The sequence below is a fragment of the Rhizobium tropici CIAT 899 genome (genome assembly GCF_000330885.1).
GTDB classification, from domain to species: domain Bacteria; phylum Pseudomonadota; class Alphaproteobacteria; order Rhizobiales; family Rhizobiaceae; genus Rhizobium; species Rhizobium tropici.
Window position 1 is genome coordinate 2,154,908 of sequence record NC_020059.1, and the last position, 24,460, is coordinate 2,179,367.

At 58.8% G+C, this 24,460-nt stretch carries 25 protein-coding genes; 15 read left to right on the forward strand and 10 right to left on the reverse strand.

What is annotated here, in order from left to right:
• Positions 1 to 558: 558 nt before the first annotated feature.
• From RTCIAT899_RS10530 to bmt, 4 genes are all read left to right on the forward strand, one after another.
• Positions 559 to 1,557 (forward strand): ABC transporter substrate-binding protein, encoded by a 999-nt coding sequence (locus RTCIAT899_RS10530; RefSeq protein WP_015340210.1) that lies wholly within the window; start codon positions 559 to 561, stop codon positions 1,555 to 1,557.
• Positions 1,558 to 1,804: 247 nt separating this feature from the next.
• Entirely contained in the window at positions 1,805 to 2,716 is a 912-nt protein-coding gene (locus RTCIAT899_RS10535; protein ID WP_015340211.1) for an ABC transporter permease, read from the forward strand.
• On the forward strand, positions 2,709 to 3,761 hold the full coding sequence (locus RTCIAT899_RS10540) for a quaternary amine ABC transporter ATP-binding protein (RefSeq protein WP_015340212.1): 1,053 nt from the start codon (positions 2,709 to 2,711) through the stop codon (positions 3,759 to 3,761). Before RTCIAT899_RS10535 ends, RTCIAT899_RS10540 begins: the two co-directional genes overlap by 8 nt.
• A 166-nt stretch (positions 3,762 to 3,927) precedes the next feature.
• A complete protein-coding gene (gene bmt / locus RTCIAT899_RS10545; protein ID WP_015340213.1) occupies positions 3,928 to 4,950 on the forward strand; it encodes a betaine--homocysteine S-methyltransferase in 1,023 nt (340 codons plus the stop codon).
• Positions 4,951 to 5,061: 111 nt separating this feature from the next.
• On the opposite strand, the gene glf is transcribed toward bmt, so the two are convergent.
• The 6 genes from glf to RTCIAT899_RS10575 all read right to left on the reverse strand — a co-directional run bounded on the left by glf (position 5,062) and on the right by RTCIAT899_RS10575 (position 11,584).
• Entirely contained in the window at positions 5,062 to 6,237 is a 1,176-nt protein-coding gene (gene glf / locus RTCIAT899_RS10550; RefSeq protein ID WP_015340214.1) for a UDP-galactopyranose mutase, read from the reverse strand.
• 36 nt (positions 6,238 to 6,273) lie between these two features.
• Positions 6,274 to 7,248, reverse strand: a complete 975-nt coding sequence (locus RTCIAT899_RS10555; protein WP_135488152.1) for a hypothetical protein — start codon at positions 7,246 to 7,248, stop codon at positions 6,274 to 6,276.
• A gap of 81 nt (positions 7,249 to 7,329) precedes the next feature.
• A complete protein-coding gene (locus RTCIAT899_RS10560; RefSeq protein ID WP_015340216.1) occupies positions 7,330 to 8,262 on the reverse strand; it encodes a CgeB family protein in 933 nt (310 codons plus the stop codon).
• Positions 8,263 to 8,395: 133 nt separating this feature from the next.
• Entirely contained in the window at positions 8,396 to 9,142 is a 747-nt protein-coding gene (locus RTCIAT899_RS10565; RefSeq protein ID WP_184461895.1) for a phosphodiester glycosidase family protein, read from the reverse strand.
• 67 nt (positions 9,143 to 9,209) lie between these two features.
• Positions 9,210 to 9,902, reverse strand: coding sequence for a 4Fe-4S dicluster domain-containing protein (locus RTCIAT899_RS10570; protein WP_015340218.1), 693 nt, complete (start codon positions 9,900 to 9,902; stop codon positions 9,210 to 9,212).
• Positions 9,903 to 10,003: 101 nt separating this feature from the next.
• Positions 10,004 to 11,584, reverse strand: coding sequence for a trimethylamine methyltransferase family protein (locus tag RTCIAT899_RS10575; protein ID WP_015340219.1), 1,581 nt, complete (start codon positions 11,582 to 11,584; stop codon positions 10,004 to 10,006).
• 259 nt (positions 11,585 to 11,843) lie between these two features.
• Between RTCIAT899_RS10575 and RTCIAT899_RS10580 the strand changes: the two genes are divergently transcribed.
• Positions 11,844 to 12,545 (forward strand): corrinoid protein, encoded by a 702-nt coding sequence (locus RTCIAT899_RS10580; RefSeq protein ID WP_041677910.1) that lies wholly within the window; start codon positions 11,844 to 11,846, stop codon positions 12,543 to 12,545.
• A gap of 63 nt (positions 12,546 to 12,608) precedes the next feature.
• Here RTCIAT899_RS10580 and RTCIAT899_RS10585 read toward each other — a convergent pair whose 3' ends face one another.
• Positions 12,609 to 12,770: an entericidin domain-containing protein gene (locus RTCIAT899_RS10585; protein WP_015340221.1), complete on the reverse strand. Its 162-nt coding sequence runs from the start codon at positions 12,768 to 12,770 to the stop codon at positions 12,609 to 12,611.
• 15 nt (positions 12,771 to 12,785) lie between these two features.
• Here RTCIAT899_RS10585 and RTCIAT899_RS10590 point away from each other — a divergent pair, with 15 nt between their 5' ends.
• From RTCIAT899_RS10590 to RTCIAT899_RS10620, 7 genes are all read left to right on the forward strand, one after another.
• Complete coding sequence (locus tag RTCIAT899_RS10590; protein WP_015340222.1) at positions 12,786 to 13,424, forward strand: DUF1638 domain-containing protein; 639 nt, start codon at positions 12,786 to 12,788, stop codon at positions 13,422 to 13,424.
• Positions 13,425 to 13,659: 235 nt separating this feature from the next.
• Positions 13,660 to 13,962 carry a virulence factor gene (locus RTCIAT899_RS10595; protein ID WP_015340223.1) on the forward strand — a complete coding sequence of 101 codons (303 nt, stop codon included), beginning with the start codon at positions 13,660 to 13,662 and terminating at the stop codon, positions 13,960 to 13,962.
• A complete protein-coding gene (locus RTCIAT899_RS10600; RefSeq protein ID WP_015340224.1) occupies positions 13,955 to 14,533 on the forward strand; it encodes a methylenetetrahydrofolate reductase C-terminal domain-containing protein in 579 nt (192 codons plus the stop codon). Before RTCIAT899_RS10595 ends, RTCIAT899_RS10600 begins: the two co-directional genes overlap by 8 nt.
• Before the next feature lie 3 nt (positions 14,534 to 14,536).
• Positions 14,537 to 15,643, forward strand: a complete 1,107-nt coding sequence (locus RTCIAT899_RS10605) for a methylenetetrahydrofolate reductase (protein WP_015340225.1) — start codon at positions 14,537 to 14,539, stop codon at positions 15,641 to 15,643.
• Positions 15,644 to 15,745: 102 nt separating this feature from the next.
• Positions 15,746 to 16,714 (forward strand): methyltetrahydrofolate cobalamin methyltransferase, encoded by a 969-nt coding sequence (locus tag RTCIAT899_RS10610; RefSeq protein ID WP_015340226.1) that lies wholly within the window; start codon positions 15,746 to 15,748, stop codon positions 16,712 to 16,714.
• Position 16,715: 1 nt separating this feature from the next.
• The gene (locus RTCIAT899_RS10615) at positions 16,716 to 17,045 is read left to right on the forward strand and encodes a hypothetical protein (protein WP_015340227.1); all 330 of its coding nucleotides are present in this window, start codon (positions 16,716 to 16,718) and stop codon (positions 17,043 to 17,045) included.
• 54 nt (positions 17,046 to 17,099) lie between these two features.
• Positions 17,100 to 19,100, forward strand: a complete 2,001-nt coding sequence (locus tag RTCIAT899_RS10620; protein ID WP_051043267.1) for an ASKHA domain-containing protein — start codon at positions 17,100 to 17,102, stop codon at positions 19,098 to 19,100.
• A 17-nt stretch (positions 19,101 to 19,117) separates the two neighbouring features.
• Here RTCIAT899_RS10620 and RTCIAT899_RS10625 read toward each other — a convergent pair whose 3' ends face one another.
• A complete protein-coding gene (locus RTCIAT899_RS10625; RefSeq protein WP_015340229.1) occupies positions 19,118 to 20,017 on the reverse strand; it encodes a LysR family transcriptional regulator in 900 nt (299 codons plus the stop codon).
• Between the two features lie 118 nt (positions 20,018 to 20,135).
• Between RTCIAT899_RS10625 and RTCIAT899_RS10630 the strand changes: the two genes are divergently transcribed.
• The 3 genes from RTCIAT899_RS10630 (at position 20,136) to RTCIAT899_RS10645 (ending at position 21,974) form a co-directional block, all read left to right on the forward strand.
• Positions 20,136 to 20,381 carry a hypothetical protein gene (locus RTCIAT899_RS10630; RefSeq protein WP_015340230.1) on the forward strand — a complete coding sequence of 82 codons (246 nt, stop codon included), beginning with the start codon at positions 20,136 to 20,138 and terminating at the stop codon, positions 20,379 to 20,381.
• A gap of 129 nt (positions 20,382 to 20,510) precedes the next feature.
• Positions 20,511 to 20,651: a YjiS-like domain-containing protein gene (locus RTCIAT899_RS34025; protein WP_244441474.1), complete on the forward strand. Its 141-nt coding sequence runs from the start codon at positions 20,511 to 20,513 to the stop codon at positions 20,649 to 20,651.
• Between the two features lie 303 nt (positions 20,652 to 20,954).
• Positions 20,955 to 21,974: a GlxA family transcriptional regulator gene (locus RTCIAT899_RS10645; RefSeq protein ID WP_348627044.1), complete on the forward strand. Its 1,020-nt coding sequence runs from the start codon at positions 20,955 to 20,957 to the stop codon at positions 21,972 to 21,974.
• Positions 21,975 to 22,014: 40 nt separating this feature from the next.
• Here the strand turns inward: RTCIAT899_RS10645 and RTCIAT899_RS10650 are convergent, their stop codons facing one another.
• Together RTCIAT899_RS10650 and RTCIAT899_RS10655 are read right to left on the reverse strand one after the other, a co-directional pair.
• Positions 22,015 to 23,346 (reverse strand): diguanylate cyclase, encoded by a 1,332-nt coding sequence (locus RTCIAT899_RS10650; protein ID WP_015340233.1) that lies wholly within the window; start codon positions 23,344 to 23,346, stop codon positions 22,015 to 22,017.
• Positions 23,347 to 23,522: 176 nt separating this feature from the next.
• Positions 23,523 to 24,362 carry a response regulator gene (locus tag RTCIAT899_RS10655; RefSeq protein WP_015340234.1) on the reverse strand — a complete coding sequence of 280 codons (840 nt, stop codon included), beginning with the start codon at positions 24,360 to 24,362 and terminating at the stop codon, positions 23,523 to 23,525.
• Between the last annotated feature and the right edge of the window lie 98 nt (positions 24,363 to 24,460).

Here is a 24,460-nt window from a genome sequence, read left to right on the forward strand (position 1 = left end):
CGGTTGTCCCCCGCCACGCATTGATTGATAAACGGACATCGTTACTGGAGGGTTATTAAGTGCTTAAATTAGAGTGAATCTGAAAATTTTTTGAAAATTTTCCGCTTTGCGTTGAGAAATCGCAAACGACGCAAATAAGATATAAAACGTCTTCCAGGGACACGATATTTGAGCACCATTCAAATCCGGCTGGGCGGCAAAGCTTTGAGGAAGCCATGTGATGGACGTTTTACAGCCACGAATGGCAGAAAATAGGCTAATTCAGGCGCTTAATTAAGCTTCTCCAAGAGACACGATAACGTCCATCGGCCGACCGGCTGTTGATTTCTTCATCCAAATCCTTACGCTGCCTAATGTCGATGCAAAGAATGCCCGGCCGCGATAAAGTTCAGCGGTCGCAAAAAGACCAAATGCACGACGGCAGCAAAGGGGACCGTACGGGCGTCGTCAGCGGCGTATGCACGGTTGCAATTGGACCGCGCTGACAGGGGATCGACAGAAATCGAACGCATTAGGGTCGATTTCCGCAACGTAACGAAAAATTGGGAGACGATATCAATGAAGAAGCTTCTCGCTTCAGCCATCTTCGCATTCGGCGCCTATGCTTTGGCTGGCTCGGCGCACGCCGCGGATTGCGGCAGCGTATCCATTGCTGAAATGAACTGGGCATCCGCCGGCGTTGCCGCGCAGGTCGACAAGATCATCCTGCAGAACGGTTACGGCTGCAATGTCACCCTGGTAACCGGCGATACACAGCCGACCTTTGCCTCCATGAACGAAAAAGGTCAGCCTGACGTCGCACCAGAGCTTTGGGTCAACGCCGTGCGCACCGCGCTCGACAAGGCCGTATCCGAGGGCCGCCTGATCGTGGCCGCACCGCTTCTGAGCGACGGCGGCGTCGAAGGCTGGTGGATTCCGAAGTTCCTCGCCGACGCCCATCCGGACATCAAGACCGTTCAGGACGCCCTCAAGCATCCCGAACTTTTCCCTGCCCCCGAAGATCCGTCCAAGGGTGCCGTCTATGACTGCCCGGCAGGCTGGAACTGCCAGATCTCCACGACCAACCTCTACAAGGCTCTTGGCGCTGAGAAACTCGGCTTCACCCTTGTCGATACCGGCTCCGCCGCAGGTCTCGACGGTTCGATCGCCAATGCCTTCGAAAAGAAGACCGGCTGGCTCGGCTACTATTGGGCTCCGACAGCCATCCTCGGCAAGTACGAGATGGTTCGCCTGAGCTTCAACGTACCGCATGACAAGAAGGATTGGGATGCCTGCACGTCGCAGCAGGATTGCGCCAATCCGAAGGTAAACTCCTATCCGGTCTCGGACGTCTATACCGTCGTGACCAAGGACTTTGCCGCAAAGGCCGGCATCGCCATGGACTACATGAAGACCCGCAAGTGGGATAACGGCACCGTCGGCAAGGTTCTCGCCTGGATGACCGATAATCAGGGCACCAACGAGGACGGCGCCAAGTACTTCCTCAAGACCTACCCCGATATGTGGACCAAGTGGGTCGCTCCGGACGTCGCCACCAAGATCAAGGCTTCGCTCTGATCCATGTTGCTGAATCGGCGGCGGCCTCGTGCCTGCCGCCGATTTCATATTCGCGCAAAGCAACCCAAACGACGCTCATACCGACAGTGCGGCAAGGCGCAAGGTCGCAACGAGTGCAGATTGATGGTGGCGAATATAGTAAGAATGCAAGGGCAGCCTGAAGAACCGGTCGCAGCGCTGCAAGCCATCCACACGTGAAGGCCACACGGGCGGAGCGGGACAAAACCGGACCAAGAAGGGGAAATACATGGCTATTCAGTGTACGATCCTGCCGAATGTGCTCTGCAACTTTCCGGCAATAGATGAATCGCTCATACGCCTCGCGCGCAAGAATATCGACGACGGCTTCAGGGCGTCCGTACGCGCCTACGGCACTCTCATCGATGCCATCGTGCAGCCGCTGCAATGGTTTCTGAACTATCTTGAATGGGCTTTCACCAATACGCCCTGGTTCATCGTGCTCATCGTGATGATGATCGTCGTCTATGCAGCAAGCCGCAACCTGAAAATTGTTGCCGGCACCGCGATCTCCATGATCCTCATCGGCGTCTGCGGCCTCTGGACCGACACGATGATCACACTCGCGATGGTAACGGTCTGTACGCTGATCGCCATCGTCATCGGCCTGCCGATCGGCATATTGATGGCGCGCTCAGACCGGCTGCAGTCGATCGTCAATCCGATCCTCGATGTCATGCAGACCATGCCGAGCTTCGTTTATCTGATCCCGGTCGTCGTCATCTTCGGCATCGGCAAGGTGCCGGGTCTTATCGCCGTCGTCATCTATGCCGTCCCACCGATGATCCGCCTGACCAATCTCGGCATCCGCCTCGTGGACAAGGAAGTGCTGGAAGCCGCCGACGCTTTCGGGTCGTCGCATCGCCAGAAGCTGTTCAACGTGCAGATCCCGCTTGCACTGCCCACCATCATGGCCGGCATCAACCAGACCATCATGATGTCGCTCGCCATGGTCGTCGTCGCCTCCATGGTCGGCGTCGGCGGGCTCGGCAGAAATACGCTGCAGGCGATCAACAACCAGTTTTTCACCGTCGGTTTCCTCAACGGCTTCGCGCTGGTCGCCATCGCCATCATTTTCGACCGTACGAGCCAGGCCTATGGCAGACGGCTCCAGAAGCACTCGGAGGTCATCCATGGCTAGTCACGCGATCCAGATAAAGAGCCTCTACAAGATCTTCGGCCCGCGCGGACGCGATTATGTGGATCAGGTGAAGAGCGGCTTGGGCAAAGCCGAGCTCAATGAAACGCATGGTCATGTGCTCGGTCTGCAGGATATCAATATCGACATGCCGGCCGGGGCGATCACCGTCGTCATGGGCCTCTCCGGCTCCGGCAAATCGACGCTGATCCGCCATATTAACCGCCTGATCGAGCCGACTGTCGGCGAAGTGCTCTATGACGGCGTTGACGTCTGCAAGATGAACGAAAACGACCTGCGCGAATTCCGCCGCCACAAGACGGCAATGGTGTTCCAGAAATTCGCGCTTCTGCCGCACCGCACCGTGATCGAGAACACGATCTACGGCTTGGACATTCAGGGCGTACCGCGCTCCGAAAGCGAAAAGAAGGGCCAGTACTGGATCGAGCGCGTCGGGCTGAAGGGCTTTGAGAGGCACTATCCGAACCAGCTTTCCGGCGGCATGCAGCAGCGCGTCGGCCTTGCCCGGGCGCTGACGAACGATGCCGACATCCTGCTGATGGACGAGGCCTATTCGGCGCTCGATCCGCTGATCCGCGTGGATATGCAGACGGTGCTGCTCGATCTGCAGAAGGAATTGAAGAAGACTGTCGTCTTCATCACCCACGATCTCGACGAGGCCCTGCGCCTTGGCGACAAGATCGCGATCCTGCGCGACGGCAAGGTTGTTCAGCAAGGAACCGGTCAGGAGATCGTGCTGCAACCGGCCGACGACTATATCACGGCCTTCGTGAAAGAAGTGAACCGCGGCCGCGTCATCCAGGCCCAGACAATCATGAAGCCGCTTGCCGGCGAGCCGGGCGGCGCGCGCGTGCCTGGCGACATGACGCTGGAAGTCGCCGCCAAGCAGATCACCGAGGCGGGCCAGACAGGAGCCGTCGTCACGGATACGAACGGCAAGCCTATCGGCACGATCGATCTGCAAGGCATCATCGCCGCCATGGTCACGCCCACGACACACGACACGGCAGAAATGGCAGCAGCCTGACGGCGAGATTTTCATCTCACGTGACAAGCGCCCTTACCGGGGCGCTTTTTCTGTCTTGTTGCCGCGTCAACATATTGGGGCAGCCATCTTGTCGTTGTGTTCACATAAAGAAATGTTTATATCTGCATTTGACACTCTTTAGAGCCGCCGCATCCGAGGACACACTATGACCGTCGCCACCAATCCCTTGACCGATCTGCTTGCCGAAAAAGGCGTACTGCTTGCCGACGGCGCAACCGGCACGAACCTCTTTGCCATGGGCCTGGAAGCCGGCGAAGCGCCCGAACTCTGGAACGAACAGCATCCCGACCGGATCACGAAGCTGCATCAGGATTTCGTCGATGCCGGCGCCGACATCATCCTCACCAACACTTTCGGCGGCACGCGCCATCGCCTCAAGCTTCATCATGCTCAGGATCGCGTGCACAGTCTCAACAAGACGGCAGCCGAGATCGCCCGTGCCGTTGCCGACAAAGCCGACCGCAAGGTCATCGTCGGCGGCTCAGTAGGGCCGACGGGCGAGTTGCTGATGCCGCTCGGCGCCTTGACTTATGAAGACGCCGTCGCAGCCTTCGTCGAGCAGATGGAAGGCCTTCAGGCCGGCGGTGCCGATGTTGCCTGGATCGAAACCATGTCTTCGCCGGACGAGATCCGCGCTGCTGCCGAAGCCGCTGCCAAGGTCGGCTTGCCCTATACATATACCGGCTCGTTCGACACGGCCGGCAAGACGATGATGGGCCTACACCCGAAGGATATTCATGCCGTCGCCACCGATATCGGTGCAGGGCCGCTCGCGGTCGGCGCCAATTGCGGCGTTGGCGCCTCGGATATCCTGTCCAGCCTCCTCGACATGACCGAGGCAGACCCGGCCGCCATCGTTATCGTCAAGGGTAATTGCGGCATTCCCGAATATCGTGGCGCAGAGATCCATTATTCCGGCACACCGCCGCTGATGGCCGACTATGCACGCCTTGCCCGCGATGCCGGGGCCAAGATCATAGGCGGATGCTGCGGCACCTCCTGCGGCCATCTGGCCGCCATGCGGGAGGCGCTGGACAGCTACGTGCCTGGCGCTCGCCCGACGCTGGAGACGATCATCGAGCGGATTGGCCCCATGCGCAACAAGACGGCCAACGAAGGCGGCGCCGCTCCGGTGCGTGAGCGTCGCCGGCGCTCCCAAGCAATCTAAGGAAAGCCTAACAACCGGGCTTCCCCCTGCGAGTCGGGCATTTTCGCCTTGAGCCTTGTTCGGCACTGCCGACAGATACGCGCCGAATATCGGCGCGTAACGGGCGATCGCCTATCTTTCACCGCCGATAGCGCGGCCCTCGGTGAAATGCGGAACAATCCGGCTGTCGAAGGCCTTCAAGGCAGCGCCGATGGCTTGGTGCATGTCGAGATATCGGTAAGTGCCGAGCCGCCCGCCGAAATGGACATTCGCCTCCGCCTCGGCCCGCTCGCGATAGCGCAGGAAGATTTCCTTGTCCCGCCGCGTGTCGATTGGATAATAGGGTTCGTCGACGCGCTTCGCCGATCGTGAATATTCCCGCACAACGACCGTCTTTTCGGTCTGGTAGCTTCGCTCGGGATTGAAATGCCGAAACTCGAGGATACGCGTGTAGGGGATTGTTTCATCGGCATAATTCATGACCGCCATCCCCTGGAAGTCGCCGGTATTCAGCGTCTCCTTCTCGAAGTCGATGGTGCGCCAGCCCAACTCGCCTTCGGAATAATCGAAATAGCGGTCGATCGGGCCGGTATAGATGATGGGAAGCCCGGCCGGCAGCGTCGATTTCAGCGAGAAGAAATCGACGCCCAGGGCAATCTGGATTCTCGAGTGCTTCAGCATCCTCTCGAAAATCGCCGTATACCCATCGACCGGCAGGCCCTCATACTTGTCGTTGAAATAGCGATTGTCGAAGGTGTAGCGGACCGGCAGGCGCGTAATGATGTGTTCGGGCAGGTCACGCGGATCCGTCTGCCACTGCTTGGCCGTATAGCCACGAATGAACGCCTCGTACAAGGGCCGGCCGATCAGCGAAATCGCCTTCTCTTCCATATTGGCCGGATGGCGGCCAGCCATTTCCGCCGCCTGGTCCGCAATCAGTGCCCTCGCCTGGTCGGGCGAAAGGCGTCGATTGAAGAATTGCGAGATGGTGCCGAGGTTGATCGGCATCGAATAGACCTGATCGCGATGGGTCGAATAGACACGATGCTTGTAGTCCGTGAATGCGGTGAACTGGTTCAAATAGTTCCAGACCAGTTCGTTCGGCGTATGAAAGAGGTGCGCGCCGTAGCGGTGAACCTCGATACCGGTCTCGCTGTCGAACTCGCTATAGGCATTGCCGCCGATATGGTTGCGACGGTCGATCAGAAGCACGTTCTTCTGCAGCTCGTTGGCCACTCGCTCCGCGATCGTCGCGCCATAAAAACCGGCGCCCACCACAAGCAAGTCAACATCGGCGAAATTGATCATGATCGCGAGACCAACCTTCTTGCCGCCAACTTTCGATCAGACCTGCCCGAATACACTGAAGACCTCCAATTCGAACTTTGTTTCTTCGACGGCAATAGAGCGCCGATAAACACCGAAATCCTCGAATCTCTCCGGGAAATTCTGGATCACGTCATCGATCGCCCTTGAAATCTCGTGCATTCGCTGAGGATGATTGCCGAACTTGTATTTGGCCGGAATGGGCAAATCCTCGAAATTGTTGGCCGAGCCGTTCCGGCCGGTGATCACGCAGCATCCGAGGAGCGCCGCTTCGCGCGGCATGCGATCCTTGCCGGCATGTGGACCGAAGTCGACGTAAAGCTTGGCTTGCGCCATGTTTTGATGAACTTCCGTCGGCGACATGTTGCTCAGGATCTTGAATTCATATTGCGGAGACATGGTTGCCAGCTGGCGCCCGAAAGCCTCGGCCTTGTTGTTGAACAAAACCAGATCGCGCCGTTGCTGAATCGGCTGCGGCGCCACGTTGTTTGCAAGCGTGGTAAAATCCGAGATCCGCAAGACATCGCCGAAGCCCAACATACTGAGCTGCGCCGTGGCATAGGAGGATTGCGACAGCATCTTGCAGTCGTTCTCCAGAAGGAACGGTACGCCGCCCACCGGCATCAGATGCCGCATGCCGTAATCGAAACTGAGCCACCAATAGGCCTTAGTCGCCTTCTTGAAGAGTGGAATCAGATGCGGCCATATCTCCGGAAACACCACGATCGCGTTTTCGTTGTCGATGATATAGTCCGAGCTTTCGGTGGCGTAGGCCCGATATTGCGGATGAACGGCATTCTCGTATTCCCGAAATACCATTGTGGTTTCCCCATCGGGGGACGGCATCAGGGAGTGATCGGAGCCGTTGGTGTAGACCATCCTGGCGCTGCGCCCGATTTTGGTCAGCCTTGCGCAGAGCTGGTGAAGGGCTTCCGGGCCGCCCGTCATATGATTGGGTGGGCAGAGGATATAGATAGTTTCATTTCCAGTCATAGTCGCAGTCCACCTTCACATGTCGTTTGCCGATCCACCCGCCACAGGCGCCCGGTTCGCCGCCAAAATGCTCTAAAAAACCTAGCCGCCCCTCGCCATCAAAGCGGAAAGAATAGTCGCCTGCTGGCGCTCGCACATGAGGCTGAAGCCGCGGCTCGCAATTGCCAACCGTCTCTCATCGTCGCGAACAAGTTCGATGCAGGTTTCGACAAGCCGATCATAATTGCAAAACGCCATTCCCTCAGCAAAAGCAGTCACTTCCGGGTCGTGGATATTGCCCTCGCTGACGACGCAGGCGCCATTGGCAAGCAGGAAGGAAACGCGGCAAATCTCGAAGATCGCGGCGTCGAAGTGATGCACGTTGAGGACGATTTTGGAGCGCCCGATCATAGCGTCGCGCTCGGCGCCATAGACACCGAACAGATGAACGAGGTTTAACCCGCTTGATTGCAACGCTACCAGCACATTCTTGCGGCGTTCGTTGATCGAGCCGTAAAAGAGAACGTCGATATCCTTTACCGGCGCCTGGGGCACACGCGTCAGATGTCTGTTGTATCCCACATCAAGAATTTCGGCGGCAACGCCGAACCTGGCCAGTCCCTGGCGATTACGCTCGCTGTAATCGAGCACGGCGAACTTCTTGAGTAACCCGAGATATCGATGATTGATCCAACTGCTTTCAGCCGAGACCTGCTCCATATTCACGATGATGCTCTCCGGCGGCAGCCATTGCGCCGCGACCGACGGCAGCAAATTTGCGCCGTAAACGATCGGTACGCGTCCGTTCCACTCTCGCGGATCGGTAACCAGAGGCGCACTCCCACCGAGTTCGGCAAAAGCATAATGAAGACCGAGGGCGACATCCTCGAAAGCGCGACTGTGAATGTAGCCCTCCGGGCTGACGATCCAAATACAGTGCTGATCCTTGTGATGCTCCCAACCGAAAGGAAAGGCTGGCAGGGCGTGTTCCGCGCCATGCGATGCGACAGTCTGTTTCTCCGCTTGCGCGTGCATGTTGATCCTTCTCGAAGACTCGCTGGAACCCCTCGCCTAAAAACTGCGCGATGGGCCTTGCTCAAACCTTGCGATGCCAAGAGCCGGTGGAGAGCTTCGGAAAGGAGTTCTTGCCTGCAAATGAAAGCCGCACTCAGCCCGGTAGCATCTCCGTCACCGCGATAATCGGCCCGAGTGGAAACAGGCTGTCGCGCCTTTGCCATTCCGGTATGTCGACGCTGGAAATGCTGCCGTCGAGAAACAGGGCATTCGGACAGTTCAGATCGTCACGAAACAGTGTCGCAAAATCGTGGAAGCGCACCGGTCCGTCTGAAATCGCAAAAACGACGAGCCCGTCGATAGTGACGCCGACACCGTTTCTGGTCTTGAGGCTGGCGCTATCGGCCAGAAACGACGGATGCAGCTTGCCTTCGATGACGAGCATCGGGCCGGACTGGGTCGCATAGAATGGCCTGGCGCCGGAAGCAGCGAAGGCTTTGCTCTCCACGATCCCGGCCCTGCCTCCATCGACATAGAAAACCCCATTTGGCAAGAGATGGAAATTGCCCCAGCCCTTGTTGGTGTTGATCGCCTTCACCTCGCGTCCGTTTTCGATGAAGAGACCGACAGGAGATTGATCATCGAGATACATGCCGCCGTTCATGGCGAAGCGCACGTAAATGCGATCCTGTCGCAGATCCATCTCCAGCGCCCGGAACGAGCCGTAAGGCTTGCCGCTGCGGTCATTCTGGAAAATCTGGATATCGTAACGGGCGGGATCGAAGGTGCAGATTGTGTAGCCATCTCCGAGATGCCGGACCTTGCGGCAGGCTTCGCCGGCGGATGCCGTGGCGGCACAGGCAAGAACGGCAAGGATAACAATCAATCGAATCAAGCGCATGGCTCCGCATGAATAGCACAGGCTTCAGAACGCATCGCAATGCGGCGAAACAAGGAATAGGCGAGGTTTAAAGCTGCAGTGCCGCCATGTGGAATGCAAGCTGCGCGGGGAGATAGCGATAATCGGCGCCGACCGGACAGGCATTGCGCGCAAGGCAGCCGCCAGTCATGCAGCCAGCCTGCCCTTCCCGCGTGCGCAAATGCGAGCGACAGGACTGGACATCGAAACCCACCGCTGTCACGGCTTCGGCGGGACAGGCGGTAAGACAGGGTTTCTCCACGCATAGAGCGCATGGATGCGGAGGAGACGCTGTCGTCTGAGCTTCTTTCAAGTCCTCGGCAAACCCCAAGGCACCGCGATATCCATGCCATAGGCCGTATTCTGCATGGATCAATACGCCGAGCGGCGATGCCTTCAAGCCTTCGGCCTGCATGGCCCATCGCTGGAACGGCTGCCAGGGCGGATCCGAAGGAAAATAGGCCGTAGCCCCCAAGCTGCTTGCGACCGGCTGGATGACCGTCTTCGACCAGTCGTCGAGCGGGTCGGGCCGGCCGGCATTCTCAGGCAATTGCCGCCAGTGCGAGAACGATGCCCAGATCGAGCCGCCGATATTGCCAAGCAGGACCACGCTTTGCGCCGCCGTGCAATCGGCCAATAGCGGCCCCTCGCCGTCGCCGAAGGACACCACACCCCGAACGAAAACTCCGTGGACGCCGAGCGCCGCACGGAGCTGTTCGAGTATGACAGGGCCGCGGCTCACCGTGGCCCCTTATATTCATAGTGCGGCCGCCAGACTTCCTTCTGGATGAGGTCGGCAACGCGCGTCGCACCGCCTTGCTCCCTGGCGGCCTCGGGCTCTCTTCAGGTGAAAGCGTCCGGCATGGAGTCCTTGCGCGTCTGGATATAGGCGAGAAGTGCCTCGTCGATCGCCGGATCGAGCGGCGGCGCTTCATAATGATCGAGCCAAGAACGGCAAAGGGCATTGGCGCGCTGCTCGATGCGCTTCTGGCCCTCGATCTCCCACTGCTCGAAGGAATTGTTGTCTGCGAGCGCCGAGCGATAGAAAGCGGACTGGAAGTTGGCCTGCGTATGGGCACAGCCGAGATAATGACTTCCGGGGCCGACTTCGCGGATGGCGTCGAGCGCCTGACCGTTCTCCGAGAGATCCACCCCTTCGGCCATCTTCTGCATCATGCCGAGCTGATCCTGGTCGATCATGAACTTCTCGTAGGAAGAAACGAGACCGCCTTCGAGCCATCCCGCCGCATGCAACACGAAATTCGTGCCCGCCAGCAGCGTCATGTTCAAGGTATTGGCGGATTCATGCGCCGCCTGTGCATCCGGCACCTTCGATCCGCAGAGCGAACCGCCGGTACGAAACGGCAGACCGAGACGTCGGGCAAGCTGCGCAGCCCCATAGGACACGAGCGACGGTTCCGGCGTGCCGAAGGTCGGCGCACCCGACTGCATCGAGATCGAGGCTGCAAAGGTGCCGTAAAGCACCGGCGAACCCTTGCGGATCAGCTGTGTGAACGAGGCGCCCGCCAGAACTTCGGCGAGAATCTGCGTCAGCGTGCCTGCGACCGTCACCGGGCTCATGGCGCCCGAGAGAATGAAGGGCGAAACGACCGACGCCTGATTGTGCCGCGCATAGACCTTCAAGGCACCGAGCATGGTCTCGTCGAACACCATCGGCGAGTTGGCGTTGATAAGGTTCAGCGTCACGCAATTATCCTCGACGAAGTCGTCGCCAAAGACGATCTTCGCCATGGCGATCGTATCTTCAGCACGCTCCGGTGCGGTCACCGATCCCATGAACGGCTTGTCGGAATATTTGATATGGCTGTAGACCATATCCAGATGGCGCTTGTTGACCGGGATATCGACAGGCTCGCAGACCGTGCCGCCTGACGAATGCATCGACGGCGCCATATAGGCGAGCTTCACGAAATTGCGGAAATCCTCGATCGTGGCATAGCGGCGGTTGCCCTCGAGATCGCGGACGAAGGGCGGGCCATAGACCGGCGCGAAAATCGTCGCCTTGCCACCGACATGGGCGTTGCGGGCGCTGTTGCGCGCATGCCAGGTAAATTCCTTCGGCGCGGTCTTCAAAAGCTCGCGGCAAAGGCCCTTCGGAAAATGCACACGCTGCCCGCGCACGTCGGCACCGGCCTCCTTCCAGAGCGCCAGCGCTTCCGCGTCATCGCGAAATTCGATGCCGATTTCTTCCAGAACCGTGTCGGCGTTACGTTCGATGAGCTGCAGGCCCTCTTCGTCAAGCACTTCGTAGACGCCGATCTTACGGGTGATATAGGGGAGCGAAGGACCCGGCCCGCCGCCGCTGCGCGAAGCGCGCCGTGCTGCCGCACCCCTGCCCTCGCTGCGCGAACGCCGTCCACCGCCGTCATTGCCTGCAGCCGGTTGCTCAATCATATCGTCCATGATGTTTCCTCACTCCTGCGCATGGATGCGTCTATCAGGCCCCATGCTACCCGATTCCGCCAAGCGGACGTTCCTTAATGCGCCAGCAATTAGCATAGGACAGACATGGGCTGCTAATATCAACTGTTCTTCGCCCGTCGCGATTGTTCCTTGCGACGTCGCATTCAAAAAGAGTTTTGGCGGCCTTCCGGTCTATCCGTAATGGCGGCAGTGTTTTATACAAGTTTCTGATGCATTGCACGAAAACGGGATGGAGCGCATGTCTGACGACGAAATCATTCTCTCGGAACTTTCTGACGAAGAGCTCGTGCAGCAGATGCATGACGACCTGTATGACGGCTTGAAGGAAGAAATCGAGGAAGCCACCAATATCCTCCTGGAGCGTGGCTGGGCGCCTTATGATGTTCTGACCCAAGCACTGGTCGAAGGCATGCGCATCGTCGGCATCGACTTCCGCGACGGCATTCTCTTCGTTCCGGAAGTTCTGCTGTCCGCCAATGCGATGAAGGCCGGCATGTTTATCCTGCGTCCGCTTCTGGCGCAGACCGGCGCGCCGAAGCTCGGCAAAATGGTGATCGGCACCGTCAAGGGCGACATTCACGACATCGGCAAGAACCTTGTCGGCATGATGATGGAAGGCGCAGGCTTCGACGTCATCGACCTCGGCATCAACAACCCGGTCGAAAACTATCTCGACGCCATCGAGCGCGAACAGCCCGACATTCTCGGCATGTCGGCCCTGCTGACCACGACAATGCCCTACATGAAGGTTGTCATCGATACTCTGAAGGAAAAGGGCCTGCGCGATGACTACGTCGTGCTGGTCGGCGGTGCGCCGCTGAATGAGGAATTCGGCAAGGCCGTAGGCGCCGACGCCTATTGCCGCGACGCCGCCGTGGCGGTCGAAACCGCCAAGGAATTCATGAAGCGCAAGCACAACAGCCTGGCTGCCGGCGCCTGAGCCTTTATTTCTCCGAGCCGGCGACGAAAAGGTTGTCGCCGGCCCGCGGGCATCCCAAATGAGTTACTGAGCAGCCTTCTTGACGGTATGACCGGCATCTTCCGTCGCATTGACGGCGTTTGCCGTATCTCTGCCCATGCCACGAATGGTGTTGGAGCACGAAGCAAGCACCATGAGCACGGCGAAGGCAGCGGCGATTTTGCTTGTTGTCGATACGGTCATCATCAGGAGCCCCTTTGAATGGATGTTGATCGGCAAGATTCGGAGAAAAACCCTCCGCCCGATAAACGCGCAGCAACTCAAAAAGTTCATGTGATCGCGTGCGGCGCAATCGCGCGCGAAATACTGGCGGTCTCTAGAATAAACGGGCTCGATCACATCGATCTTCACTGTCTTCCCGCAATCTATCATTCCTATCCGCAAAAGATCGCACCAGCCCTGGAAGAGGCAATTGCCGATGCCCGCTCTCGCGGCTTCGAAAAGATCTTTATCGGCTATGCGGATTGCGGCACCGGCGGCGATATCGACAGGATTTGCGATCGCGAGGGAATAGAGCGCCTTTCCGGTCCGCACTGTTATTCTTTCTTCACCGGCAACGAGGCTTTCGCCGCGCGCGACGATGACATCACATCGTTTTTCCTGACCGACTTCCTCGCCCGCCAGTTCGAAGCCTTCGTCATCGTCCCGCTCGGCCTCGATCGTCATCCGGAGTTGCGCGACATGTATTTCGGCAACTACCGCAAGGTGGTCTATCTGTCGCAGGAGGAAGATCCGGCGCTGCAGGCAAAGGCGAAGGAAGCCGCCGCCTATCTCGGCCTGGATTACGAATACCGTTTTACTGGCTACGGCGATTTGGCGCGCGAATTGCTGACTGTCTGAGTGCGACATCCGCGTCGCTTTCCAGCCTCATGCTTCTTTGCTAGGCCGACCTGCTGGACGAGCGATCGGCATTCAATCACAGTACAAAGCTGGCCGGTTCAAAGGATAAAGCGCCTTGGCGATACTTCCAGACGAGGTTTTCATGTCGCGTCGCTTTTCGGCATGTGGCGCGTCGTGGCGAGTGCAGTCCTGAGGTCGGCCGGCGTGCATTCTGGCGTGAAGAGGAGATTTGTGCATGGCGGATCGCATTGTCGTCTACTGGCGGGACATTCCGGCCCAGGTGATCATCAAAAAGGGCAGGCAGACGGCAAAACGCGAGCTTTCGTTGCGCTTTACCGAAGCAATCGACATGTGCGCCATGCGCACGGGTGCAGCCGAAACCGACGACTATCTCGCCGAATGGCGTAAGGCCGATCCTGTGCCTGTATCCGACGAACTCGAAGCCGAGGCGGACAAGGCGGCGAGCGAGCTCGAGGCCGCTTATGATCGCGAGCGGCTGGTGGCGCTCGTAAAGGCCGGAGGCCGCGATAATGGCTGATGCCGTTCAGAAGCCTGGCAATGCCGCGGCGGGCGCAAAGGCTGCTAGCGGCGCCTACACGCCGGCCGGCGTCTCCCCCAATCGCCGCGCCCGGCGCAAATATACCGTCCGCCTATGGGCCGTGCGTCACTCGCGCTTCTTCGAATGGTTCTATCGTCGCTTCGCCGATGCCTTCCTCCTGCTTCATCCGCTGTGGAAAGCATTCGGCTACGACCGCGTGGAGCGTCCGATCACCTTCATCGAACGCAATGTGAAGGGTTTCCTGTTCGATTGCCGCATGTGCGGCCAGTGCGCGCTGTCATCGACGGGCATGTCCTGTCCGATGAACTGTCCCAAGCAACTGCGCAACGGTCCCTGCGGCGGCGTGCGCGCCAACGGCAATTGCGAGGTCGAGCCCGATATGCCCTGCGTATGGGTGCAGGCCTGGAACGGCTCGAGGAACATGACCCACGGGGACGCGATCCTCAGCGTGCAGAAACCCGTGAACCAGTCGCTGCGCGAAACGTCGTCGTGGCTTCGCGTCACGGCGGAGGCCGCTGCAGCCCGCGAAGCGGCGAAAAAGGAAGCCTGAGCGATGTCGCATATCGATGAAAACCCGCTTGGCGTCCATCTGCCGCTCGATCCCCTGCCCGGCCACTCTTCGCTCGGGCGGCTGGAACGCGTGCTTCGGCGCGGCGAGTTCGCCGTGACAGCCGAATTGAACCCGCCCGACAGCGCCAATGCCGAAGACGTTTATGAACGCGCGGCCATTTTCGAGGGCTGGGTCGATGGCATCAATGCCGTCGATGCCTCGGGTGCGAACTGCCATATGTCTTCAGTTGGCATCTGCGCGCTTCTGACACGCATGGGCTATGCGCCCATCATGCAGATCGCCTGCCGCGACAAGAACCGTATCGCCATCCAGGGCGACGTGCTGGGTGCTGCCGCCATGGGCGTTTGCAACATCATGTGCCTGACCGGTGACGGCGTACAAGCCGGCGATCAGCCGGGCGCCAAGCCGGTCTTCGATCTTGATTGCATGTCGCTGTTGGAAACCGTGCGCATCATGCGCGACAACGCGAAATTCCTCTCCGGCCGCAAGCTGACCTCGCCACCGAAGGTCTTTCTGGGCGCCGCCATCAATCCCTTCGCACCGCCTTACGATTTCCGGCCTTACCGGCTGGCGAAGAAGATCGAGGCGGGCGCACAGTTCGTCCAGAGCCAGTATTGCTACGACGTACCGATGTTCCGCGAATACATGAAGAAGGTCCGCGATCTCGGCCTCACCGAAAAGTGCTTCATTCTTGTCGGCGTCGGTCCGCTTGCCTCGGCAAAGACGGCCCGCTGGATGCGCTCCAACGTACCGGGTGTCCACATTCCCGATGAAATCATCAAACGCATTGAAGGTGCGCAGGATCAGAAGAAGGAAGGCAAGCAGCTCTGCATCGATATCATCAACGAGGTGAAGGAGATCGAGGGCGTTTCCGGCATCCACGTCATGGCCTATCGCCAGGAAGAATATGTCGCCGAAATGGTGCATGATTCAGGTGTACTGAAGGGCCGTCAGCCGTGGAAGCGCGAGGCAAGCCGCAGCGACGCCCTGGTTGCCGAGCGCCTGCACCAGATCAGCGAAGGCCGGGAAGAAAACCAGCAGGCGATGGCGGAAATTGCAGCCCACCATACGCCGCCGCAGACGCATTGAGTTCGATAGATAGAGGCGGGCCAGGAGAGGAACCGGCCGGCTTGTAACCCAGATCACCGCACGATAGACCAGCTATCGGGCCAACTGACCAGAGGATCAGACATGACGCGTACCATCGTTGCCTCCGCCACCCGCGAGATCATCATAGGCTTCGACCAGCCTTTCTGCGTGATCGGCGAGCGCATCAACCCGACGGGGCGCAAGAAGCTCGCCGCCGAGATGATCGAAGGCAATTTCGACACCGTCATCAAGGACGCTCTGGAGCAGGTCGCCGCCGGTGCGACCATGCTCGATGTCAATGCGGGCGTCACGTCGGTCAACCCGAACGAGACCGAACCGGGTCTTCTGGTGCAGACGCTGGAGATCGTGCAGGGTCTGGTCGACGTACCGCTCTCGATCGATAGCTCGGTCACGGCGGCGATCGAAGCCGCACTCAAGGTTGCCAAGGGTCGGCCGCTGGTCAACTCGGTCACGGGCGAAGAGGAAAAGCTCGAAGCCATCCTTCCGCTGGTCAAGAAATACGACGTGCCCGTCGTCGCCATCTCGAACGACGAGACCGGCATTTCCATGGATCCCGATGTACGTTTCGCCGTCGCCAAGAAGATCGTCGAGCGCGCCATGGATCATGGCATCAAGCCGCATGATATCGTCGTCGACCCGCTCGTCATGCCGATCGGAGCGCTGGGCGACGCCGGCCGTCAGGTCTTCGCGCTGCTGCACCGCCTGCGCAACGAGCTCAAGGTCAACACCACCTGCGGCCTCTCCAATATCTCCTTCGGCCTGCCGCACCGCCATGGCATCAATGCCGGTTTCATCCCAATGGTCATCGGCGCGGGCATGACCTCGGCGATCATGAACCCTTGCCGTCCGCAAGAGATGGAAGCCGTACGCGCCGCCAACGTGCTGAACGGCACGGACGCCAATTGCACCAACTGGATCATGACCTATCGTGATTACAAGCCTGCCGAAGGCGGCGTCGCAGCCGCCGCAGCAACGGCGGCACCTGCCGCCGGCGGCGGACGCCGCGGCGGTCGTGCAGCGCGTGCCGGTGCAGGAGCAGCGAGGGAATAAGATGTCATCCGGTCGCGGCCTTTCCAATGATCTTGCCACGCTCTGGCTACAGGCACCTGTCGTGATCGCGATCAGGCTGCAGCAGATGTGGATGGACGCGCTGACCGGCAACGTGAATGCCGCCGAAATGAACCGGATGGTCTCGGAGAAAATGATGGCCGCGGCGGAAAGCGCCGTTGCCGTCAACGCAGCAATGATGCAACAGGGTCTCGCGGCTCTGACTGCCGCAGGCGCGACAAGCCAGCACAGCATCGCCGATGCGGTCGCTCACGCCGCGATAAAACCCTATAGCAGGCGTGTTCGCTCGAACGTACGCCGCCTTAGCAAATAGAAAGGCTGATCCGTGGCCGAAGCCAGCGACAGCGCGAAACCTCTCGTCCTTTTCATGCCATCCGGCAAGCGCGGCCACTTTCCGGTGGGAACGCCCGTGCTGGAGGCCGCTCGCCAGCTCGGTGTCTATGTCGAAAGCGTCTGCGGCGGCCGCGCGACCTGCGGGCGTTGCCAGGTGTCGGTGCAGGAAGGCAATTTCGCCAAGCACAAGATCGTCTCGGCCAATGATCATCTTTCGCCGATCGGGCCGAAGGAAAAGCGCTATGCCGAGGTGCGCGACCTGCCTGAAGGCCGCCGCCTCTCCTGCTCCGCCCTCATCCAAGGCGATCTCGTCATCGACGTGCCGCAGGACACGGTCATCAACGCACAGGTCGTGCGCAAGGCGGCCGACGAGCGCGTCATCGCCCGCGATCCGGCCGTACACATGTGTTACGTCGAGGTCGAGGAGCCCGACATGCACAAGCCGCTTGGCGATCTGGATCGCCTGAAGGCGGCAATCGCGGCCGACTGGAAATACGACAATCTCGAGGTGGATTTCCACCTCATCCCGCAGGTGCAGTCGATCCTGCGCAAGGGCGAATGGAAGGTGACGGCCGCCATTCATCGTGATCAGGAGAGCGAGCGCCCTCGCCTCATCGCGCTCTATCCCGGCCTGAAGAACGAAGCCTACGGCATCGCCTGCGATATCGGTTCGACGACGATCGCCATGCATCTGTCGTCGCTGCTGTCAGGCAGAACCGTTGCTTCGGCCGGCGCCTCCAACCCACAGATCCGCTTCGGCGAGGATCTGATGAGCCGGGTCTCCTATGTGATGATGAATCCGGACGGCCGCGAGGCGATGACCAACGCCGTTCGCGAAGCCTTGAACGGTTTGATCGACAAGGTGTGCGCCGATGGCGGCGTGTCGCGCCAGGATATTCTGAACGCCGTCTTCGTCGGCAATCCGATCATGCACCACCTCTTCCTCGGCATCGACCCGACCGAGCTTGGCGGTGCCCCCTTTGCGCTTGCCGTATCAGGGGCGGTGCATCTGAAATCAGCCGAAATCGGCCTGCCGATGAATACAGGCACGCGCATCTATATGCTGCCCTGCATCGCCGGTCATGTCGGCGCCGATGCGGCTGCGGCGACGCTTGCCGAAGGGCCGCATCGCCAGGATGAGATGATGCTGCTGGTCGATATCGGCACCAATGCCGAGATCGTCCTCGGCAACCGCCACCGCGTCGTCGCCGCCTCCTCGCCCACCGGCCCCGCCTTCGAAGGTGCAGAGATTTCGAGTGGCCAGCGCGCCGCCCCCGGCGCGATCGAACGCGTGCGCATCGATCCCGCCACCCTGGAGCCGCGCTATCGCGTCATCGGCATCGAACAGTGGTCGGACGAGCCGGGCTTTGAGGAAGCCGCGGCCAAGGTCGGGGTCACCGGTATCTGCGGCTCGGCCATCATCGAGGTCGTCGCCGAAATGTTCCTGACCGGCATCATCTCGGAAGATGGCGTCGTCGATGGCTCCATGGCTGCACGCTCGCCGCGCATCCTTCAGAATGGCCGCACCTATTCCTACCTGCTGCGTGATGGCGAACCGCGTATCACGGTCACTCAGAACGATATCCGCGCCATCCAGCTTGCCAAGGCGGCGCTCTATGCCGGCGTCAAGCTGCTGATGGACAAGCAGGGCATCGATCATGTCGACCGCATCGGCCTCGCCGGCGCCTTCGGCACTTTCATCGATCCCAAATATGCGATGGTGCTGGGGCTCATTCCAGACTGCGAACTCGACAAGGTCAAGGCCGTCGGCAATGCCGCCGGCACAGGCGCGCGCATGGCGCTGCTCAACCGCGGCCATCGTCGCGAGATCGAGGAAACCGTCAGGAAAATCGAGAAGATAGAGACGGCGCTTGAATCAAAGTTTCAGGAGCATTTCGTCTACGCCATGGCCTTGCCAAACAAGGTGGACGCCTTCCCGGAGCTCTCGAAGGTGGTGACTTTGCCCGAGCGCAAGCAAATCTCTGATGATGGCGGAGAAGGCGGCGGCCGCAGACGTCGCCGCAGCCGCGAATAAAAATCGACTGGCCGCGTTCACGCGGCCATTTTGCGCCCGATCTCGACGAAGGCCTGGCGAATGCTGTCTGCCACTGCCTTCATTGGTCCGGTCATCTGCGATGCCGTCAGCAGACGAATGTCGAAGGACGTCAGTTCCGGCAGCCCCTCATTCGGCCCGAGGATTTCCATATCATCGGTGATGTAGGAGCGCGGAAATGGCGCGACGGCAAGATCGGAGACGATCGCGGCGCGCTGCGCCATCGTATGGGCGCTGAGATAGGAAACGCGATAAGCACGTTTCTGCCGCTCCAGCTGCGCCATGGCCTCCGACCGCCAGATGCAGCCCTCTTCCCAGATCGAGATCGGCAGCGGATCGCGGCGATAGGCGGTACCGCACTTGGCGCCGGCCCAGACGAGACGCTCCGTGTAGATGACCTCACCCTCGGTCGGGAAAGGACGCGTCGCGCAATTGATCAGCGCGAGGTCCAGCCGCTGTTCCTCGATGCGCTTCTTGAGCTGGATGCTCATATCGACGACGACATCGACCATGATGCCTGGATAGGTCTCGGAAAAGCTCTTCAGGATGGTCGGCAGCAGCCGCTCGCCTATATCGTCAGGCGCGCCAAGCCGTACCACCCCGCTGAGTTCTGGCATGATGAAGCGCGACACCGCCTCATTGGAGAGCGCCAGAATATTGCGCGCATAGGAAAGCAGCATCTCCCCATGCTGCGTCAGGCTCACCGAGCGCGCATCGCGCAGGAATAGCGTAACGCCAAGTTGCTCTTCCAGCTTCTTGATCTGCATGGAAACAGCCGACGGCGTGCGAAAGACGGCATCGGCCGCGGTCGAAAAATTCCCGGTTTCCGCAATCGCGACAAAGGTGCGCAGAACTTCATTGTCAAGCAACGGTATGGGCCGGCGGAATGGTACGGTCATATCGATTACCTTTCAATTTTTCTGATCCTAAGCACCATATCATTTCATTTGTCTGAATGTCAACGAAGCACCATATTAGGCGTAATGGAAATTCAGACAGCCTCAAAGGAGTAAAATCATGGCTGGCATGGTATCGGACGAAGCCTCACGGCTTTTCTCTCTTCTACGCCTCCGCAAAATTCAGCGGATGGCGCAGCATACGCTCGACGAGATTGCCACCCGCTTTCCCGCTCATCTGATCGATGACGTCAATGCACGCGGCCTCCCGCCGGATCGCACATTGTCGGCGCTGGAGCGGAAACCCGGCAAGTTGCGTTCGTTCAATAATACTAATGGCAGCTATAAGATCTATTCGTTTGATTGATGGATCTGGCAGGCCCATATTAAACCCGTGACATTTTGAGCGGTTGACACTGAAAGGACCCTGAAAATGACGACCATCAGCTATAGACAAACCGGCACTCGGAACCCGTTTCCGTCAGGCGGAAGTTACATGCCCTTCTTTTCTCGCCTCGCTAATCGCTGGCAGCAGTGGCGCTCCCTTCGCGAGCTCGAATCTATGTCCGATGACATGCGCAAGGACCTGGGCTGGCCGGCCGCAAACGAAATCAAGAAGCCGAAAGCGACCCGATGATAATCAGCAAGCATAACGGCTGAAGGCGGCGTTCAACCCAAGCGAGCGTCGCCTTTTGAACATTTACGCATCAGAATGCGAATCGCATTTTAATCCTGAGAATTACCCACAAATATATTTCGTCGCTTGAGCATATTGCTCGCCTCCCCTTTGTTTCTCTCCTTCATAGCCGTATTTTTCAAAGTAGACGCAAATATCCCTTTGCGGCCGCGATTATCCATGCCAATGTCGCTTATAGACCATCGGGCCGACGTATTTGACGCAAGGAATACGTAACGGCCCTGGAACATGGATTTTCACGACATGAGCAAGACCCCGATCAAGACGCGCTCCCTGGTTTTCTTCCTTGTTCCGCATTTCACCATGCTGCCTTTTTCCGCCGCGATCGAGACGCTGCGGATTGCCAATCGTATGCTGGGCTACCCCGCCTACACATGGCGGCTCGCCTCGACGGACGGTCAGAAAGTCTATTCCTCCAGCGGCATCGGGCTGGAGGTCAATTCCTCCCTTACCGACGAGCGCCGCTATCTCGGCGGTGAGAACCGCCCGAACATGGTGCTGGTCTGTTCCGGCATCTATGTCGAAGAATTCCACAACAAGTCGGTCAATGCCTGGCTGCGCGAGACATACAATCGCGGCGTCGCCGTCGGCAGCCTCTGTACGGGCGCGCATGTGCTTGCCCAAGCAGGATTGCTGAACGGCAAGCGCTGTGCGATCCACTGGGAGAACCTGCCGGGCTTTTCGGAAACCTTCCCGCAGGCGGAAGTCTATGCCGATCTCTATGAGGTCGACAGCAACCTCTATACATGCGCCGGCGGCACCGCCTCGCTCGACATGATGCTCAATCTCATCGGTCAGGACTTTGGTGAGAACCTCGTCAACCGCGTGTGCGAACAGCAGCTGACCGATCGCGTCCGCAGTCCGCATGACCGCCAGCGCCTGCCGCTGCGCGCGCGTCTCGGCGTGCAGAACTCGAAGGTGTTGTCGATCATCGAGCTGATGGAAAGCAACCTCGCCGAGCCGCTGTCGCTGCTGGAAATCGCTGACGATGCCGGCCTGTCTCGTCGGCAGATCGAGCGCCTGTTCCGCCAGGAAATGGGCCGCTCGCCAGCCCGTTACTATCTTGAAATTCGCCTGGATCGCGCCCGGCATCTGCTGGTGCAATCCTCTATGCCGGTCGTTGAAGTGGCGGTCGCATGCGGCTTCGTATCGGCCTCGCACTTCTCCAAGTGTTACCGCGAACTCTATAATCGCTCGCCGCAGCAGGAGCGCGCAGAGCGCAAGCTGACGATGTCGACCAACCGCACCGGCATCGTCGTCTGAGATCGATGGAAATCAAGACAATCGGATTATTGCAGGCGGCTTACTGGGCCGCCTGTTGGGCCATCTTGAAATCGGAATAGACCTGGTTTCGGCCACTGTGCTTCGCCATGTAGAGAAACTGGTCGGCAGCATTGAGATAATTGTCGAAGGACTCGTAGCCGGCAATTTCCGCAACCCCTATGGAAACAGTCACCGAAAGCTCTTCGTCGTCGGCATGAACCTTCAGGCTCGCAAGGCTGAGTCGGACTTCGTCGCACAGCTCGGTTGCCGCACGCGAATTCATTTCCGCAAAAAGAATGGCAAACTCTTCGCCCCCAAGGCGGGAGAGCAGATTATCCGTGCCTTCCAGAAGCGTGTGAAGCCTGTCGGCAACGGCCTTCAGCACTTGGTCTCCGATCTCGTGCCCATAAGTATCGTTCAGATGCTTGAAGTGATCGATGTCGAGAATGGCAACGGAGCTCGGACGCTGACGACGCAGGCATTCATTGACCAGACGCGGGCCATGATCATAGAAATAGCGCCTGTTATAGAGCCCAGTCAGATAGTCGCTAGCCGCTGCCGCTCGCAATTGCTTCAACTGCGACAGCGTCTCCACATTCAATGCGATGCGGCATTGCAGCTCTTCCTGAACGAAGGGCCGATAGATGAAATCGCTGGCGCCCGCCTTCAGGAATGTCGCAGACAGCAAACGATCGTTCGAAGACGAAATGCCGATGATCCGCATCCGATCCGAGCCATAGCGGTGGCGGATGCGGCGGGTCAGTTCATGCCCGTTCATGTCAGGCATATTATAGTCGGTGACGACGATTTCGATGTCGTCGAATGTTTCGAGCATTGCCAGGGCTTCGACACCCGTGCCGGCTTCAGCGACCTTGAATTGCTGGGCGTGCAGCAAGTCCGTCAGCATTTTCCGCGCCGAAGGCACATCATCGACGACCATCACGCGGACAGACCGATTGGCAATGGCGCGCCGGACGGAGGAGACAAGATTGTCGAGGGCGAACTCGCCATCTTTGAGCACATAGTCGACGACATTGCGCTCCATGATGCGATTGCGCGTCGCTAAGTCGAAAGATGCCGTAAAAACGATGGTGGGAATGTCATGGGCGACGGCGACATCCAGGGCTTCTCCATGGGCAGCGTCCGGAAGGTTCAGGTCGATCACCGCCATCGTGAAGCTGCGATCCGCCCCTGCCAGCACCTCGTTCAGCACTTTCAATGAAGAGCAATGGGTTACCGCAAGACCGAGTTCGGTTTCGAACCGATGCGATAGCACCGCCGAAAACATGCGCGAATCCTCAACCAGAAGTATTTTCTGGCTGCCGTCGCGGTGACCGATGCCGCCGCCGAGGTTTCCCGCATGCAGTACCATTTCCCTTCAATTCCTCCCACACCATCAGGTGTATGAATATTCAGTCAATCGCAGGTCTGCTAAACCGTCTTGCCTGTATCCTGAACAGGATTCGTGAAAAAATTGGAACCGCCGATTGCGGAGATTTACATAAAAGTGATTTTTCCTCACTTTTCCTGGATTGCTCAAGCCGATTTTTATCGGGCCTGCACCTCCCTAGCGGGCGGCTGAGCCGACTGAATCTGCAACAGCGTGTCGAGATTCTGATTCACGCGGCAGTAGAATTCCTCGTCGATGAATGGCCGCAAGATGAAATCATTGCCGCCCGCTTTGAGGAAACGGGCAGAAAGCAGCCGGTTGCTGGATGACGAGACACCGATAATGCGCAGCTCATGGGAGCCGGTGGTCGCGCGGATGCGCCGCGTCAGCTCGAATCCGTCCATGTCGGGCATATTGTAGTCCGTGACCATAAGGCCGATATCCGAGCTGGCCTTCAGGATTTCGAGCGCTTTTGCACCATTCTCCGCAACGCTGACGCGGAAATTGTAGCGTTTCAGCCGGCTGGACAGCAAAGCGCGGGCCGTTGCACTGTCGTCGACGATGAGAACGTGGTGACGATGGTTCGTCAGAAAGCGGCAGATCGATTCCGCCAGCATATCCACCGCAAAGATATTGTCCTTGAGAATGTAATCCACCACATCCTTGGCGATCAGCTCGTCGCGCGTGCCTTCGAGAAAAGTGCCCGTGAAGGCGATCGTTGGAATACTGAGATCGAGAAGATAAGCCAAGGCCTCTCCCTTCTCGGCGCCCGGCAGGTTCATGTTCGAGATCGCCAGCTTAATCGGCTCCGACGACTTGTCGTAGGCAAGCTGCAGTTCTTCGAAATTGCGGCAAATCTCGACGTCGATGTCCAGAAGCCCCTTCAGCTTCGCCCTGACCATCGATGTAAAGAGATTGGAATCCTCGACGAGAAGAATGCGCGAGCCGGCAAGAGACGCGCCGGAATATTGCATCCCCGAAACACCCAGAAATGGCATAATGAAAACCTGTTTTTGAAAATGATCCCCTCTGTATTGTTTTAAGACAAAGCTTTTGCGTATTTGTTAAGTCGATTGGTTTCCCGGAAATGAAGAAA